The organism is Arthrobacter sp. G119Y2, assembly GCF_038069765.1.
In the GTDB taxonomy this organism is placed as follows: domain Bacteria; phylum Actinomycetota; class Actinomycetes; order Actinomycetales; family Micrococcaceae; genus Arthrobacter_B.
In genome coordinates this window covers 320,345-334,619 of sequence record NZ_JBBPFS010000003.1, presented here as the reverse complement: position 1 = coordinate 334,619, position 14,275 = coordinate 320,345, and the positions used below count along the sequence as shown (strand labels likewise).

The window sequence follows — 14,275 nt, the reverse complement described above, 5'->3', positions numbered from 1 at the left end:
GACGTAACCCAAGGCCCTTATGTTTGACTCATTATTCAACTAGCTTTTCTTCTAATCAGGAACACCTGGTAACAGCATCAAAGGCCTCCGCCTTTCGATCGGGGAGAAAAATCTATGACTGCACTACGCACCACGAGTCGTCTGGGCCTGGGAGACGGTTACAGCCGGGTGGCAAAAATCGCGGCAGTGGGGCTGGGTCTGGCACTGTTTGCCTCCGGCTGCAGCGGGGCGGAGGAAACTCCCGCTTCGGAGTCAACGGGAACGGAATCAGCGTCAACTGCCGCGGCGGCGGGGGGAGTCTCCTGCCCGCCGAATGAAGGCGGCAAGGGCAAGGACCCGGGAGAGAAAGGCGACCCCTCGGCCGTGCCTGCCTCCACCGGCACCACGGACGCACCGCTGAAGGTCGGGACATTGCTGCCCACCACGGGTGAACTCGCGTTCCTCGGCCCGCCGGAAATCGCCGGCACCAACCTTGCCGTCCAGGACATCAACGCCGCGGGCGGCGTACTGGGACAGCCGGTGGAGATCGTCCACCGCGATTCCGGCGACACCACCACCGACATCGCCACGCAGTCGGTGACGGACCTGCTGAGCCAGGACGTCAGCGCCATCGTCGGTGCGGCGTCGTCGGGCGTCTCCAAGACCGTCATCGGCCAGATCACCGGAGCCGGAGTGATCCAGTTCTCGCCGGCGAACACCTCGCCGGACTTCAGCACCTGGGATGACAACGGCCTGTACTGGCGCACTGCTCCCTCCGATGTGCTGCAGGGACGCACGCTGGGCAACTACATCATGAACTGCGGCGCCCAGACCGTCGGAATGATCGTCCTGAACGATGCCTACGGCACGGGGCTGGCAAGCAACATCCGCGGCTCGGTGGAATCGGCCGGCGGCCAGGTCATCAAGGAGGAAATGTTCAACGAGGGCGAATCCCAGTTCAGCAGCCAGGTGGACTCCGTTGTCGCCGCTGAACCGGACGCCATTGTTGTCATCAGCTTCCAGCAGGCCACCAGCATCGTTCCGCTGCTCACCGCCAAGGGAGTCGATCCCACGCAGATGTTCTTCGTGGACGGCAACACCTCGGACTACAGTGCGGACCTTGATCCGGGAACGCTCGAAGGAGCCCAGGGCACGATCCCGGGCCCGTTCGCTTCGGACACCTTCAAGGAATCGCTGCTGGCGCTGGATCCTGCGCTGAAGGACTGGTCCTACGCGGGTGAAAGCTACGACGCCGTCACCCTGACGGCTCTCGCCGCTGAAGCCGCAGGCAGCACCGAGGGAACGGCCGTCGCGGCCGAACTCCAGGGAGTGTCGGCGGACGGCGAGAAGTGCTTCGACTACGCAGGCTGCGTAACCATCCTGCGTGAAGGCGGAGACATCGACTACGACGGTTACTCCGGCCCGATCACCTTCGATGAGAACGGCGACCCGACCGAGGCCTTCATCGGCATCTACCAGTTCGACGCCGAGAACAAGCCGCTGCCGAGCCGCTCGGAATCGGGCAAGCTCTAATCTGCAGCACCAAATAAATCAGTACGGACAAATAAATCAGCGCCAAATAAATCGGTACAAAGTAGAACAGCCCCCGCCGATCTGACCAGTTCAGATCGGCGGGGGCTGTTCTGTCGGCAGCTTGGGAAGCGCTCCGGCAGCGGAGGGCGCTTAGGCGGTGTCCGCCAGCGTGCCCAGATACAGCTGGATGACCTTCGGATCCTTCATGAGGTCCCTGCCGGTGCCGGTGTAGGCGTCGCGGCCCTGGTCCAGGACGTACGCGCGGTCGCAGATCTGCAGGCACCGCCGGGCATTCTGCTCCACCATGATCACCGAGACTCCGGCCCGGTTGATCTCGTGCACCCGCAGGAAGGCCTCATCCTGTTTCACGGGGGAGAGGCCGGCGGAAGGCTCATCCAGCAGCAGCACGGCCGGTTCCATCATCAGCGCGCGGCCCATGGCAACCATCTGCCGTTCCCCGCCGGACAGCGACCCCGCCCGCTGGGCCCGGCGCTTGCGCAGCTCCGGGAAGAGCTCGGACACGAAGTCAAAGCGCTCGGCGAACCGCTTGGGCGCCTGGTACAGCCCCATTTGCAGGTTTTCCTCGATGGTCAGGGACGCAAACACGTTGTTGTTCTGCGGCACAAATCCCACCCCGCGGCTGACCAGCTTGTTCGCCTTGAGCCCGGTGATGTCCTGTCCCCGGACCACAACGGTCCCGGAGTGCACTTTCACCAGCCCGAACATGGCCTTGAGCAGCGTGGACTTCCCGGCGCCGTTGGGGCCGATGATTCCGATGAGTTCCCCGCGCCGGGCCTCGATGCTGCAGCCGTTGAGGATGTTCACCCCCGGAATGTAGCCGGCCACCAGATCGGTCACCTTGACGACGGAGTCGCCCTCGAATGCCTCGGCGGTCATGCCTGTTCCTTCCGCTCATCAATCCGGCGCCCGATGACGCCGTCGGGCTCGGTGCCCACTGACGACTCCGGGTCGTGTTCCAGTTCCGCCTCAAGTTTTTCGAATCCTTCGGAATCACCGAGGTCGACGTCGTGGTGGGCACCCAGGTAGGCATCGATCACCGCCTGGTCCTTCATCACCTCGCCCGGAGGCCCCTCGGCCACCACCTTCCCTTCGGCCATGACAATGACCCAGTCCGCGATGTGCCGGACCATGTGCATGTCGTGCTCAACAAAGAGGACGGTCATGCCTTCGGCCTTGAGGTTCTTTATGTGGTCCAGCAGGGACTGGGTCAGTGCCGGATTCACCCCCGCCATGGGCTCGTCGAGCATCACCAGCTTCGGCTGGACCATGAGGGCCCGGGCCATTTCCAGGAGCTTGCGCTGCCCGCCGGACAGCGATGCGGCGTAGTCCCCGCGCTTGGTGTCGAGCTTGAACTTCTCCAGCAGCAGGTCCGCCTGTTTGGTGATTTCACGTTCCCGGCCGCGCCACAGGGGCGGCAGGAAGGCACGCCAGAGGGACTCGCCCGGCTGCGACGCCGCCCCCAGCCTCATGTTTTCAATGACGGTGAGCTTGCCCATGACCTTGGTGAGCTGGAAGGTGCGCACCATGCCCAGCCGTGCCACTTTGTAGGCGGAGACACCGGCCAGATCCCGCCCCTCGAACTGCCAGTCCCCGGACTGCGGCGTGTCAAAACCGGTCAGGAGGTTGAACAGCGTGGTTTTGCCGGCACCGTTGGGGCCGATGAGTGCGGTGATCTTGTTCCGGGGCACTTCCACGTAGTCGACGTCGACGGCGTGGATCCCGCCGTAGGTGCGGGTCACGTTCCGGGCCACCAGGATCGGGTCCCGCTTGCGGCAGCCCGGCCCGGTTGCGTCCGCGGCGATGGGCCGGGTGTCCGTCATGTATTCGTTGCCTGCCGCTGCGGGCGGCGGTGTTGCACCCGCCGCGCCCGCCGCGGCTGCCGCCGGTTCCGCGGCATGGGCGCCGCTGCGCCTGCCGCTCCCGCGTTCGTCTGCCTGGGAACTCATGCGAACGCCAGCTCCTTCTTGTTTCCGAGGATGCCCTGGGGCCTGAAGATCATCAGCAGCATCAGTGCCACACCAACAAGGATGTAGCGAACCTGCCCTGCCTGGGAAGTGGTAATGAAAGTGATGTAGCCGGATTCGATCGCACCGTACAGCAGGCCCTGCGTTACGGAGAGGATGACCCAGAAAATCATGGCGCCGATGACCGGGCCAAGCACCGTGGACATGCCGCCCAGCAGCAGTGCGGTGTAGAGGTAGAAGGTCAGCTCGGTGCCGTAGTTTGCCGGCTGCACGGCGTCGCGGGGGAGGGTGAAGATAATCCCCGCCAGTGATCCGAGCGCGCCGCCGATGATCAGGGCCTGCATCTTGTAGGCGTACACGTTCTTTCCCAGGGCCCGAACGGCGTTCTCATCCTCCCTGATGCCCTTGACCACGCGCCCCCAGGGGCTCCGGATCAGCATCCACACGAGGAAGCAGGCGACGATGACCAGACCCCAGGCCACGATCCGGACCCAGACGTCGCGCTCGTTCAGGCCGAAGGGGCCGATGTTGTAGCTGCCGGGCGGCACCGGGTTGAGGGCGTAGAAGCTACCGGTGAAGGCGGCGAGTCCGTTCGCCGACCCCGTCACCGGTGTCATTCCCGTGGTGGTCACGATGTACCGGATGATTTCGGCCGCGGCGATGGTGACGATGGCCAGATAGTCCGCCCGCAGCCGCAGCGTCGGGATGCCCAGGATGACCGCGAAGATTGCCGATGCCAGCAGGGCAATCAGCAGGGCCAGCGGCAGCGGGGCGTTGAAGGACAGGATGGGAATGGCGAAACCGTACGCGCCCACCGCCATGAAGCCGGCCTGGCCGAAGTTCAGCAGGCCGGTGTAGCCAAAGTGCACGGCAAGCCCGAGGGCTGCCAGCGCGTAGGCGGCCGTGGTGGGGCTGATGATCTCGTTGAGTGCGCCGAGAAAAATATTGACGAAGTCCATCTGTGCTAAGCCCCTAACCTATGCGCTCGCGTCGGCCCAGGATTCCCTGCGGCCGGACGAGGAGGACAAGAATCATGATGACCAGGGCGCCCACATATTTCAGGTCCGCCTCCAGCCAGATTGTGGAGATTTCCACGAAAAGCCCCACAATCACGGACCCGATCAGCGCACCGAAAACAGTGCCAAGCCCACCCAGCGTGACGCCGGCGAAGATCAGCAGCAGGATTTGCTGCCCCATATTAAAGGACACCCCGGGCCGGTAGTAGGCCCACAGGATTCCGCCCATGGCCGCCAGTGCACCGCCGGTGATCCAGACCAGGCGGATCACGCGGTCGACGTCGATTCCGGAGGCTGCGGCCAGTGCGGGGTTGTCCGAGACCGCGCGGGTTGCCTTGCCGATCCGGGTGCGCAGCAGCAGCAGGGCCACCACCAGGATGACGGCGAGGCTGACGAACAGCGAGATCAGGGTGTTGCGCGGAATGGAGATGGGTCCCAGTTCCAGGGTGGGGCTCTGTGACCCCGGCAGCTGCTGCATGGCTCCGCCGAAGAAGAACAGAACGGTGTAGCGGACGGCGACGGCCAGCCCGATGCTGACGATCATCATCGGCACCAGCCCGGTGCCCCGCCGGCGCAGCGGTTTCCAGAGCACACCGTCCTGGAGATAGCCGAAGACGGCGCCGCCGAGCACCGCCAGCGGCAGGGCGATCCAGGCGGACAGGCCCATCGCTGCAAAGCCAAAGGCCAGGACCGCGCCCAGAGTGACCATCTCGCCGTGGGCGAAGTTCGTCAGTCCGGTGGTTCCGAAAATCAGTGAGAGCCCGACGGCGCTCAGCGCCAGCAGCAGGCCAAAGCTCAGGCCGGCCACCGCGCGTTCGGTGAGAGTCGAGATGAAACTGTCCTGCTGCAGGACGATGCCTTCGCCCAGCAGGAACAATGTGGTGATGTTGGAGGTGCCCGCGAAGGTCACGGTGCGCGGATTCTCCTGCCCTTCCGCCAGTGCGACGCCCTCCGGCAGCGTGCTTTCGTCCAGCTCCACTTCAAAGGCACCCTGCTCGGGAACGCCGATGGACCAGGAGCCGTTGGCCCCGGTTTCCGTTTCGCCTTCGTAGCCGTTGCCGCTGGCGGTGATTCTTACCCCTTCCACCGGGACGCCTTCGTTCCGCACCACCCCGCTGATACGGTCGGCGAACTCAGCGCCGTCGGTGGGGTCGTCCGCGGCGCCGGCGGATGCGCTGTCCGAGGGTGTTGCTGTTGTTGCGTGAGCGGCAGGTGAAGACAGCAGCAGGGCAGCAAACATCGCCGCCACCACCGCCAACATCCCCAGATACCGGGTCAGCGCCGATGTTCGTAGCAAGTTCCAAAACCTCCACGCCAAGGCCGCGGGCACCGAAAAATCGGACCTTTAGCGGATCAAGTGTGACTTGTGTCACCGAATGGGGATCATGCTACCCACTGAATGTTTCAGGCAGTGGCGATTTTCTGCGGCGGGATGTCGCGATCAGGTAACGACTTGGTGTGCCAGCGTAACGGGGCCGGGACGGGCGCGCTATGCCAAACTGTTACCCGCAGCCGCTGATAACCGGGAATCTCCCGGCCCCCTCCGCCGTTGACATTGGTAGGCTCTAGGTAAACAGGCCCCCAGATGGAGGACATTTAATGGCAATCGGTGGTAATCCGGTCTTTAACAGCAAGAATTTTAACTCCCAGGTCCGCAGCGGCAGGGTGAACCAGGGTTCCCTGGCCACCCAGGACCAGACTTCGATGACCCCCCAGCAGTTGCAGGAGCTGTACACGGCGCCTTCTGCCGGCCCCGCCATGACCGGCCGCATGACGTACGACGACGTCATCATGAAGACCCTGGCCTGCCTGGCAGTGGTCCTCGTCGGCGCAGCCGTTCCCATGATCCTGATTCCCGGAGCCGCAGCGCCGCTGATGATCGTCGGCGCACTGGGCGGTTTCGTCCTGGGCCTGGTCAACGCCTTCAAGCGTGAGCCCGCTCCCGCGCTGATCCTGGCGTACGCAGCCCTCGAGGGAATGTTCCTCGGCGGACTGACCCTGGTGCTGGACAACCTGTACCCGGGCATTGGCCTGCAGGCCGTCCTGGGCACGCTGTCCGTCTTCGCCGTGACCCTGGTCCTGTTCCGCAGCGGCAAGGTCCGCGCTACGCCCAAGGCCATGCGCTTCTTCATGATCGCCATGATCGGCTACGCTGTGTTCTCCCTGGTCAACATGGGCCTGATGATCTTCGGTGCCACCGACAGCATGTTCGGTGTCCGTGACTCCGTCGAGATCATGGGAATTCCGCTGGGTGTCCTGATTGGCCTCCTCGCCGTAGGCCTGGCCGCGTTCTCCCTGATCGTCGACTTCACGTCCATCGAGCAGGGTGTTCAGGCCGGCGCTCCGCAGCGCTACTCCTGGACTGCTGCCTTCGGCCTCACCGTCACCCTGGTCTGGCTGTATGTGGAAATCCTCCGCATCCTCGCCATTCTGCGCGGCGACGACTAGCATCCCCGGGGTTCCGGACTCCCGAACCTAAAGGACTCCCGAACCGAAAAGAGGCCGGCAGGCTAACGCCTGCCGGCCTCTTTGCTGTTAACCACGTGCGAAGCGTAGAACCACCCTGTGCATCCCTCGCGCGGAACCGTAGGATCTCGGCGGGGGGGAATCCTCCGGAGCACATGCGGGAAAGGGGACGCGGGGGCATGGATAAGCCGATGGATACCGTCCTGTTCCCTCTCCGGGTCCAGGAACTGCTGCTGGAGAACCCTGATCTGGAGAACTTTCTGGCACTGCTCGCCGTCCTTCTGACCGAGCGGCTGCGTGAGTGGAACGTGGCCGGTTCCTCCCTGATGATCGTGCGGTCCCGCCGCCAGCCGGTACAGGTCGGCAGCGAACCCGGCTTCATCGAACTCGAGCGGGGAACGCATGCAGAAGACCCGTCCCGCCGCGCCCTGGCACATCAGGCGCCGGCCGTCGCGCGGAACCTGGACGGTGAAGACCAGCGGTCCGCCTATTGGACTGCTGCACGCGCGTCGGGCATGTCTGCCGCGGCATCGGTGCCGGTGGCGGTGCCGGACCCGGATCTCGCAGTGCTCACGTGCTATTCCTCCTCCCCGGGAGCCTTCGGACCAGCGGCGCTGGCTGCTCTTGAGTCCGCTGCAGCGGAGCTGGCAACTCCGCTGGCACTCGCACTGCGGCTGGACGCGCAGACGCACCGGGCCCGCAACCTGCAGGCCGCCCTCGAGTCGCGTACCGTCGTGGATCTGGCTGCCGGAATCATCATGGCGCAGAACAACTGCAGCCAGCAGGGTGCCGTTGAGATCCTGCGCAGCGTCTCCAACAGCCGCAACGTCAAGGTCCGGGACGTGGCGGCCGGGGTGGTTGCAGTGGTCTCGGACCGCGTGAGCACTCACTTTGAGGAGTAGCCGGCGGTAGGCTGGAGCAATGACCACTCCCGGACCGGTTTCCACGGCTGCCCCCGCCACCGGCGCCCAATTCCGGATCAGCCGGGCCACACCCGGCGGCACCGCTGAAGCACAGATCGCTGCACTTGCAGGGGCCCTGCGCAGCTATTTCCTGGATGGCACCGCGTTTGTGGAGACCTATCCCGACGCCGAGCTGCCGCCGTCGGCCTGCGGCATCCTGCTCGCACCCTGGCCCAACCGGGTTGCCGGCGGGAAGTGGACGCTGGAAGGACAAACGCAGCAGCTGGACATCACTGAACCGTCACGCGGCAATGCCAGCCACGGCCTGCTGCGCAACACCGGATACCGGCAGGTGGAGGCAGCCGGTGACGGCGCCACGCCGCCCGGCAGCAGCGTCACGCTGGCGGCCGAGATCTTCCCGCAGCACGGGTATCCCTTCCACCTCGTCCACGAGGTGCGCTACAGCCTGGACGGGGACGGCGGACTGCGCGTGCGGCAGGCGCTCACCAACGTGGGCGGAAACCGGGCGCCCTTCGCGCTGGGCGCCCATCCGTTCCTTCGGGTGGGATCGGTTCCAACGGAGGAGCTGACGCTGACCGTTTCGGGAAACACGCGGCTGACGGTCGATGACGGACTGATTCCGGTGGGCCGGGAACCTGCCGGCGGACCCGCCGACCTTCGGACGGGGCGGCGGATCGGCGGCCTGGATCTGGACTCCGCCTACACGGATCTGGAGCCGGAAGACGGGGAGTTCCGGCACCGCCTCCGCGCGCCGGACGGCAGGGGCGTCGTGTTGTGGAGCGGTCCGGAGTTCGGTTATGTCCAGGTCTTCGTAACCGATAAGTTTCCCGGACGCCCCCTTGCCGTGGCTGTCGAGCCGATGACCGCCCCCGCCAATGCGCTGAACTCCGGTGAAGGGCTGCGGTGGCTGGACCCCGGGGCGTCGTTCGCTGCGGAGTGGGGAATCCGGCCGGAAAAAACCGGCTGACAGCCCGGCCGCGAACCCCGGCGTAAAGGTGGGAATCACAGGCGTTGAGTGTGGAAAGATGAGCCCATGAGACCTCACGCACGCAGCATCGCCGCGCCCAGAGCGGTGCAGGCTGCGGCTGTCCGCTCCAGCAGGGGCAACGACGACGTGCCGTACGCGCTGCGTGTCAGTGCGGCCTGGGCCTGGCGGCTCGGCGTGGTGCTGGTGGTTGCCGCCGGCATCATCTGGCTGCTGCGCAACTTTTCGCTGCTCATTATTCCGCTGATGATCGCGGCCCTGCTGGCAGGTTTGCTCTCGCCCATCTCCAACTGGCTGCGCCGCAACAAGGTGCCCGCCGGACTGGCGGTCGCTGTCACGATCGTGACCTTCCTGGGCGTGATTGTTGCTGCACTGACCCTGGTGGGCCGGCAGCTGGCCCTGGGCTTCCGCGACCTGTGGGACGAGACCCTCTCCGGCGTGGCCCAGATCCAGGACTGGCTCGCCGACGGCCCGCTGCGCATCACAACCACCCAGATGGATACCCTGCTGCAGGAAGCCACCAACACGCTGCAGCAGAATTCAGCCAACATCCTTTCCGGGGCACTCTCCGTGGGGACCGGCGCCGGACACTTTGCGGCCGGCGTCCTGCTGACCCTTTTTGCCCTGGTCTTTTTCCTGCTGGACGGGCGCCGCATCTGGCGCTTCACCGCCGGGCTGCTGCCCCGCCGCGCCCGCCCCGGCGGATACGGCGCCGGCATCCACGGCTGGGACTCCCTGGTGAACTACGTCCGGGTGCAGCTGCTCGTGGCCTTCATCGACGCCGTCGGCATCGGCGCGGGCGCAGCCATCATCGGAGTGCCACTGGCCCTGCCGCTGGCGGTCCTGGTGTTCCTGGGATCGTTCGTTCCGCTGGTGGGCGCCGTCCTCACCGGATTTGTTGCCGTCCTGCTTGCCCTCGTGGCCAACGACTGGGTCAACGCCCTGATCATGCTGGGCATTGTGCTCCTCGTCCAGCAACTGGAATCACACATCCTGCAGCCCCTGATTATGGGCCGGGCCGTGGCTCTGCACCCGCTGGCCGTGATCCTGGCAGTCACCGGCGGCACCCTGGCCGCCGGGATCCCCGGTGCTCTCTTCTCCGTTCCGCTGCTCGCCATTTTGAACACCGTGGTGCGCTATATCGCCTCGCGGGGCTGGGAAGGGGATCCGGCGCTGGCACGTGATCCCGTGTTCGCCGCCGCCGGGGGAGCGGCCCCTGCAACCGATGATGCCGATACCGCGTTGGAAGACAACGCAGAAGACGAGAAACAACCGTGACTGATCTGTCCCACCTGCCCGTGAACCTGGACGACATTGAGGCAGCCGCCAAGCTGTTGGACGGCGTGATTGCCCTGACGCCCATTGAGCAGTCCCGCGCCCTGGGCCGGATGACCGGGTCCAACGTGTATCTCAAGTGCGAAAACCTGCAGCGGGCCGGCTCGTTCAAGGTCCGCGGGGCCTACGTCCGCATGGCCAAGCTCTCGCCGTCGGAACGGGACCGCGGCGTGGTGGCCGCTTCCGCAGGTAATCATGCCCAGGGCGTGGCCGTTGCCGCAGCGCGGCTGGGCATCAAGGCCCGGATCTTCATGCCCCTGGGGGTGGCACTGCCCAAGCTGTCGGCGACGCAGGGCCACGGCGCCGAGGTGGTGCTGCACGGCCACAACGTGGACGAAGCCCTCGCGGAAGCCCAGCGCTACTCCGACGAGACGGGCGCCGTCTTTGTGCATCCGTTCGACAACGTGGACGTGGTGGCAGGGCAGGGAACCATCGGCCTGGAACTTCTGGACCAGATCCCGAACCTGGACACCGTCCTGATGGGTGTGGGCGGCGGCGGACTCCTGGCCGGCGTCGCCGTGGCCATCAAGGCCCGCGCCAAGGAGCTGGGCCGCGAGGTCCGCATCATCGGAGTGCAGGCCGAAAACGCCGCGGCCTACCCGCCGTCGCTCGCTGCGGATGCCCTGGTGCCGCTGACCAAGGTGTCCACGATTGCGGACGGCATAGCCGTGGGGCGCCCGGGCCAGCTGCCTTTCTCCATCATCAAGGAACTGGTGGACGACGTCGTGACCGTCAGCGAAGACTCACTGGCGCGTGCGCTGATCTTCCTGCTGGAACGGTCCAAAATGGTGGTGGAACCGGCCGGAGCCGTGGGTGTCGCGGCGCTGATGGACGGCAAGATCGAGAACCCCGGCAACACCGCCGTCATCCTCTCCGGCGGCAATATCGACCCGATGCTGATGCTCAAGGTCATCCAGCGCGGCCTCGCAGCCGCCGGCCGGTATCTGGTGGTTCGGATCCTGCTCGATGACCGCCCGGGTTCCCTGGCCACCATCTCCCGGATCATCGCGGAATCGGACGCCAATGTCACCGGAGTGGACCACACACGTGTCGGGGGGTCCATTAGCATGGGCGATGTGGCGATCACCATCAACATGGAAACCAAGGGACACGAACACTGTGAACACGTGCTGAACAACCTGCGTGCCCAGGGTTTCCAGCCGATCGTGCTGCACGGGTAGGCCGTGCTTGCCAAGCGGGCCCGGACGGCCCTGTACGTTTCCCTGGGGCTCGCCGCCCTGATCTGGCTGTGTTATTTCTTAGCGATGTTTGCCGGTCCGGCGGTGCTGCGCGAGCTGGGAATCCTGCCGCGGCGGGTGGACGGACTGGACGGAATCATCTTCGGTCCGCTGCTGCATGCGGGCATCAACCATCTGCTGGGAAACACCCTGCCGCTGGTGGTGTTTTCATTCCTGACCCTGCTGGAGGGCGTGCGGCGCTACCTGGTGGTGCTGGCGTCATCGTGGCTGACCTCCGGGCTGGGCGTGTGGCTCTTCGGAGGCGGCCTGACGGTGGGCATCTCCGGCGTCGTCTTTGGCCTGTTTGCGTACCTGATGGTGCGCGGAATCTACAACCGTGACATCCTTCAGCTGCTGCTTGGCGGTGCCCTCTTCCTGGTCTACGGCTCCCTGCTCTGGGGTGTGCTGCCGGTATCCATCGGGGTCTCATGGCAGGCGCACCTCTTCGGGGCTGCCGGCGGCGTCTTGGCAGCGGTGCTGCTCAGCCGCCATTCCAGGCGGGGGCGGACAAGCAAAAGCGGGCCCTCCCGGTGGGAGGACCCGCTGTAAACGCTATAAACCGTCCTGCGTGAAAATCAGCTGGAGTACGGCTTGGCGGAAATGATCTCCACCGAAATGCTCTTGCCGTTCGGGGCCGTGTACGTGGCGCTGTCGCCGGCCTTCATGCCCTGGATGGCAGCGCCGAGGGGCGACTTCTCGCTGTAGACGTTGATGTCCGAGTCGCCGGCAATTTCGCGGCTGCCCAGCAGGAACGTTTCGGAATCGCCGGCAATCCTGGCTTCAACCAGCATGCCGGGCTCCACCACACCGTCATCGGCCGGGGCCTCGCCCACGTGGGCGGTCCGCAGCAGGTGAGTCAGCTGGCGGATGCGGGCCTCGGCCTTGCCCTGCTCTTCCTTGGCTGCGTGGTACCCGCCGTTTTCCTTCAAATCGCCCTCGGACCGGGCCTGCTCAATGCGGGCCACGATTTCCGTGCGGCCGGGACCGGACAGATGATCCAGTTCTGCCTTCAGGCGGTCGTAAGACTCCTGAGTGAGCCAAGCGGCAGGTGCGCTGTTGGTGGACACGGGTCTCTCCTTTTAATGACGACCGGACCAGGCGGGCTGGTCCGGCAGGCTGAATTTGCTCCGCGGGCCGGAACGGCCTGACAAGCAAAGACCCCGCCGGGCGGTGACCGGTTGCAGTGCTGATCTTGCAGTGCTGATCACCTGGGCGGGGCATAACGTAGGCTCCATACTAGTTCTCAAAGCCGGTTTACCCAAGAACCCGGCCCGGCTTGATAAGCGCCCGCAAACCTGCACCGGCCGGGAGCCGGTTCCGGACAGGTTCCCGGTCTCAGCTTTCGTCGGCGATCCAACACGCGTGAACGCCGCCGGTGACGGACAGGGAATCGGTGCGGAGCTCCACGCGCTGGGCGGTGGTGGCGTCTTCGGCCGGACCAATGGTGACCTGTTTCCAGCCGACGACGGCGTAAGAGTCGTTCAGGGCCTGCACTGCGCAGGTGACCGTGGCGTCAGTGTCCTTGGTGACCTGGAAGTCGACGATTGCCCGGCCCGCATCGGGAATACTGAAACCGACGTCCTTAAAGGTCACTTCGCCCGCGGGCGAAGGTGCGGCAATCCATGCCGCTCCGGCGCAGCCCAGCAGCACCGCGGCGCTGCCCATGATGATCTTGCTCCTGCGGGACAGGCCCGGCTTGGGGGTGCCGTATCGATTGGCTAATCTTGTTGCGGACGGAAAACCATCCGGGGTCTGCTCGGGGGCTGGCTGCTTAACAGGACCTTCCTCAGTGCTCACTTCTGTATTTTATCCGAGTTTGTCCGTCTGTAATCCGCCGACCCATCAGGAGCTGCCCCGTGTCGACCGCGTCAAATGATATTTCCAGCCGTCAGGGACCCCTGCGGCTGCTGGCCGTACACGCGCACCCGGACGACGAAGCCAGCAAGGGTGCAGCCATGATGGCCTTCTACGCGGCACAGGGCGTGGACGTGATGGTGGCCACCTGCACCGGCGGGGAGCGCGGCAGTGTGCTTAATCCCTCGATGGAAGCCAACCCCGCCGCGAAGCGGGACCTGGCCGGATTGCGTCGCCTCGAAATGGCCAATGCCCAGCGTGAACTGGGAGTGCAGCACCGCTGGCTGGGCTTCATGGATTCCGGGCTGCCCGAAGGTGATCCGCTGCCGGACCTGCCGTTCGGATGCTTTGCCCTGGAGCCGCTGCAGCACGCCGCTGCGCCCCTGGCGAAACTTGTGCGCGAATTCCGCCCGCACGTCATCATCAGCTACGACGAAAACGGCGGCTATCCGCATCCGGACCACATCATGGCCCACAAGGTTGCCGTTGAAGCCTTCAACGCCGCCGGAGACCCCGAGCAGTACCCGGGCACGGGCGAAGCCTGGGAGCCGATGAAGCTCTACTATGACCGCGCGTTCAACCCCGAACGGTTCCAGGCCCTGCACCACGCCCTCGTGGAGGCGGGAATGGACTCGCCCTACGCCGAGCGCATCGCCGCCTGGCAGGAAGCTGACACGGAGGGTCACCAGCCGCCCGCCCCTACCCATCCCACCACCACGCAGATCCGGTGCGGAGACTACTTCGAGGCGCGCGACCGGGCACTGAAGAGCCACCGCACCCAGGTTGATCCGGACGGATTCTTTTTCGCTGTGGACGCACCAACTCAGCGGAAGGTCTGGCCCTGGGAGGACTATTCGCTGATCATGTCAAAGGTGGAGACCGAGCTCCCCGAGACTGACCTGTTCGCTGGCATACGATAGAGGGTAGGGACGGCGTGCAGCCGCCTGCTTCCAAGAGAGAG

At 65.3% G+C, this 14,275-nt stretch carries 14 protein-coding genes; 8 read left to right on the top strand and 6 right to left on the bottom strand.

From position 1 onward, the window contains the following. Window positions 1–114 precede the first annotated feature (114 nt). The gene (locus WKB88_RS08040; RefSeq protein WP_341394013.1) at window positions 115–1,512 is read left to right on the top strand and encodes an ABC transporter substrate-binding protein; all 1,398 of its coding nucleotides are present in this window, start codon (window positions 115–117) and stop codon (window positions 1,510–1,512) included. Between the two features lie 150 nt (window positions 1,513–1,662). Here the strand turns inward: WKB88_RS08040 and WKB88_RS08035 are convergent, their stop codons facing one another. From WKB88_RS08035 to WKB88_RS08020, 4 genes are all read right to left on the bottom strand, one after another. Beyond that, a complete protein-coding gene (locus WKB88_RS08035) occupies window positions 1,663–2,409 on the bottom strand; it encodes an ABC transporter ATP-binding protein (RefSeq protein WP_341394012.1) in 747 nt (248 codons plus the stop codon). Continuing rightward, window positions 2,406–3,353, bottom strand: coding sequence for an ABC transporter ATP-binding protein (locus WKB88_RS08030; RefSeq protein WP_341394249.1), 948 nt, complete (start codon window positions 3,351–3,353; stop codon window positions 2,406–2,408). The genes WKB88_RS08035 and WKB88_RS08030 overlap by 4 nt, the downstream gene beginning before the upstream one ends. A gap of 122 nt (window positions 3,354–3,475) precedes the next feature. Beyond that, entirely contained in the window at window positions 3,476–4,456 is a 981-nt protein-coding gene (locus WKB88_RS08025) for a branched-chain amino acid ABC transporter permease (RefSeq protein ID WP_341394011.1), read from the bottom strand. A gap of 13 nt (window positions 4,457–4,469) precedes the next feature. Beyond that, window positions 4,470–5,774, bottom strand: coding sequence for a branched-chain amino acid ABC transporter permease (locus tag WKB88_RS08020; protein ID WP_341394248.1), 1,305 nt, complete (start codon window positions 5,772–5,774; stop codon window positions 4,470–4,472). Between the two features lie 338 nt (window positions 5,775–6,112). Here WKB88_RS08020 and WKB88_RS08015 point away from each other — a divergent pair, with 338 nt between their 5' ends. The 6 genes from WKB88_RS08015 to WKB88_RS07990 all read left to right on the top strand — a co-directional run bounded on the left by WKB88_RS08015 (window position 6,113) and on the right by WKB88_RS07990 (window position 12,009). Beyond that, complete coding sequence (locus tag WKB88_RS08015) at window positions 6,113–6,961, top strand: Bax inhibitor-1/YccA family protein (RefSeq protein ID WP_341394010.1); 849 nt, start codon at window positions 6,113–6,115, stop codon at window positions 6,959–6,961. Window positions 6,962–7,158: 197 nt separating this feature from the next. Beyond that, entirely contained in the window at window positions 7,159–7,881 is a 723-nt protein-coding gene (locus WKB88_RS08010) for an ANTAR domain-containing protein (RefSeq protein ID WP_341394009.1), read from the top strand. A gap of 19 nt (window positions 7,882–7,900) precedes the next feature. Further along, window positions 7,901–8,869, top strand: coding sequence for an aldose 1-epimerase family protein (locus WKB88_RS08005; protein ID WP_341394008.1), 969 nt, complete (start codon window positions 7,901–7,903; stop codon window positions 8,867–8,869). A 66-nt stretch (window positions 8,870–8,935) separates the two neighbouring features. Next, on the top strand, window positions 8,936–10,165 hold the full coding sequence (locus tag WKB88_RS08000) for an AI-2E family transporter (protein WP_341394007.1): 1,230 nt from the start codon (window positions 8,936–8,938) through the stop codon (window positions 10,163–10,165). After that, the gene (gene ilvA, locus WKB88_RS07995) at window positions 10,162–11,403 is read left to right on the top strand and encodes a threonine ammonia-lyase (RefSeq protein ID WP_341394006.1); all 1,242 of its coding nucleotides are present in this window, start codon (window positions 10,162–10,164) and stop codon (window positions 11,401–11,403) included. The genes WKB88_RS08000 and ilvA overlap by 4 nt, the downstream gene beginning before the upstream one ends. A 3-nt stretch (window positions 11,404–11,406) precedes the next feature. Continuing rightward, on the top strand, window positions 11,407–12,009 hold the full coding sequence (locus WKB88_RS07990) for a rhomboid family intramembrane serine protease (protein ID WP_341394005.1): 603 nt from the start codon (window positions 11,407–11,409) through the stop codon (window positions 12,007–12,009). Window positions 12,010–12,035: 26 nt separating this feature from the next. On the opposite strand, the gene greA is transcribed toward WKB88_RS07990, so the two are convergent. Both greA and WKB88_RS07980 read right to left on the bottom strand, forming a co-directional pair. Beyond that, entirely contained in the window at window positions 12,036–12,527 is a 492-nt protein-coding gene (gene greA, locus WKB88_RS07985; protein WP_341394004.1) for a transcription elongation factor GreA, read from the bottom strand. Window positions 12,528–12,795: 268 nt separating this feature from the next. Further along, entirely contained in the window at window positions 12,796–13,257 is a 462-nt protein-coding gene (locus WKB88_RS07980) for a DUF4307 domain-containing protein (protein WP_341394003.1), read from the bottom strand. Between the two features lie 59 nt (window positions 13,258–13,316). Between WKB88_RS07980 and mca the strand changes: the two genes are divergently transcribed. Continuing rightward, on the top strand, window positions 13,317–14,234 hold the full coding sequence (gene mca, locus WKB88_RS07975) for a mycothiol conjugate amidase Mca (RefSeq protein ID WP_341394002.1): 918 nt from the start codon (window positions 13,317–13,319) through the stop codon (window positions 14,232–14,234). Window positions 14,235–14,275: the final 41 nt, after the last annotated feature.

Bases quoted from the DNA above. Each gene is read 5' to 3' on its own strand.
- WKB88_RS08040 (WP_341394013.1), top strand. From the start codon at position 115: ATGACTGCACTACGCACCACGAGTCGTCTGGGCCTGGGAGACGGTTAC.
- WKB88_RS08035 (WP_341394012.1), bottom strand. From the start codon at position 2,409: ATGACCGCCGAGGCATTCGAGGGCGACTCCGTCGTCAAGGTGACCGAT.
- WKB88_RS08030 (WP_341394249.1), bottom strand. From the start codon at position 3,353: ATGACGGACACCCGGCCCATCGCCGCGGACGCAACCGGGCCGGGCTGC.
- WKB88_RS08025 (WP_341394011.1), bottom strand. From the start codon at position 4,456: ATGGACTTCGTCAATATTTTTCTCGGCGCACTCAACGAGATCATCAGC.
- WKB88_RS08020 (WP_341394248.1), bottom strand. From the start codon at position 5,774: ATGTTGGCGGTGGTGGCGGCGATGTTTGCTGCCCTGCTGCTGTCTTCA.
- WKB88_RS08015 (WP_341394010.1), top strand. From the start codon at position 6,113: ATGGCAATCGGTGGTAATCCGGTCTTTAACAGCAAGAATTTTAACTCC.
- WKB88_RS08010 (WP_341394009.1), top strand. From the start codon at position 7,159: ATGGATAAGCCGATGGATACCGTCCTGTTCCCTCTCCGGGTCCAGGAA.
- WKB88_RS08005 (WP_341394008.1), top strand. From the start codon at position 7,901: ATGACCACTCCCGGACCGGTTTCCACGGCTGCCCCCGCCACCGGCGCC.
- WKB88_RS08000 (WP_341394007.1), top strand. From the start codon at position 8,936: ATGAGACCTCACGCACGCAGCATCGCCGCGCCCAGAGCGGTGCAGGCT.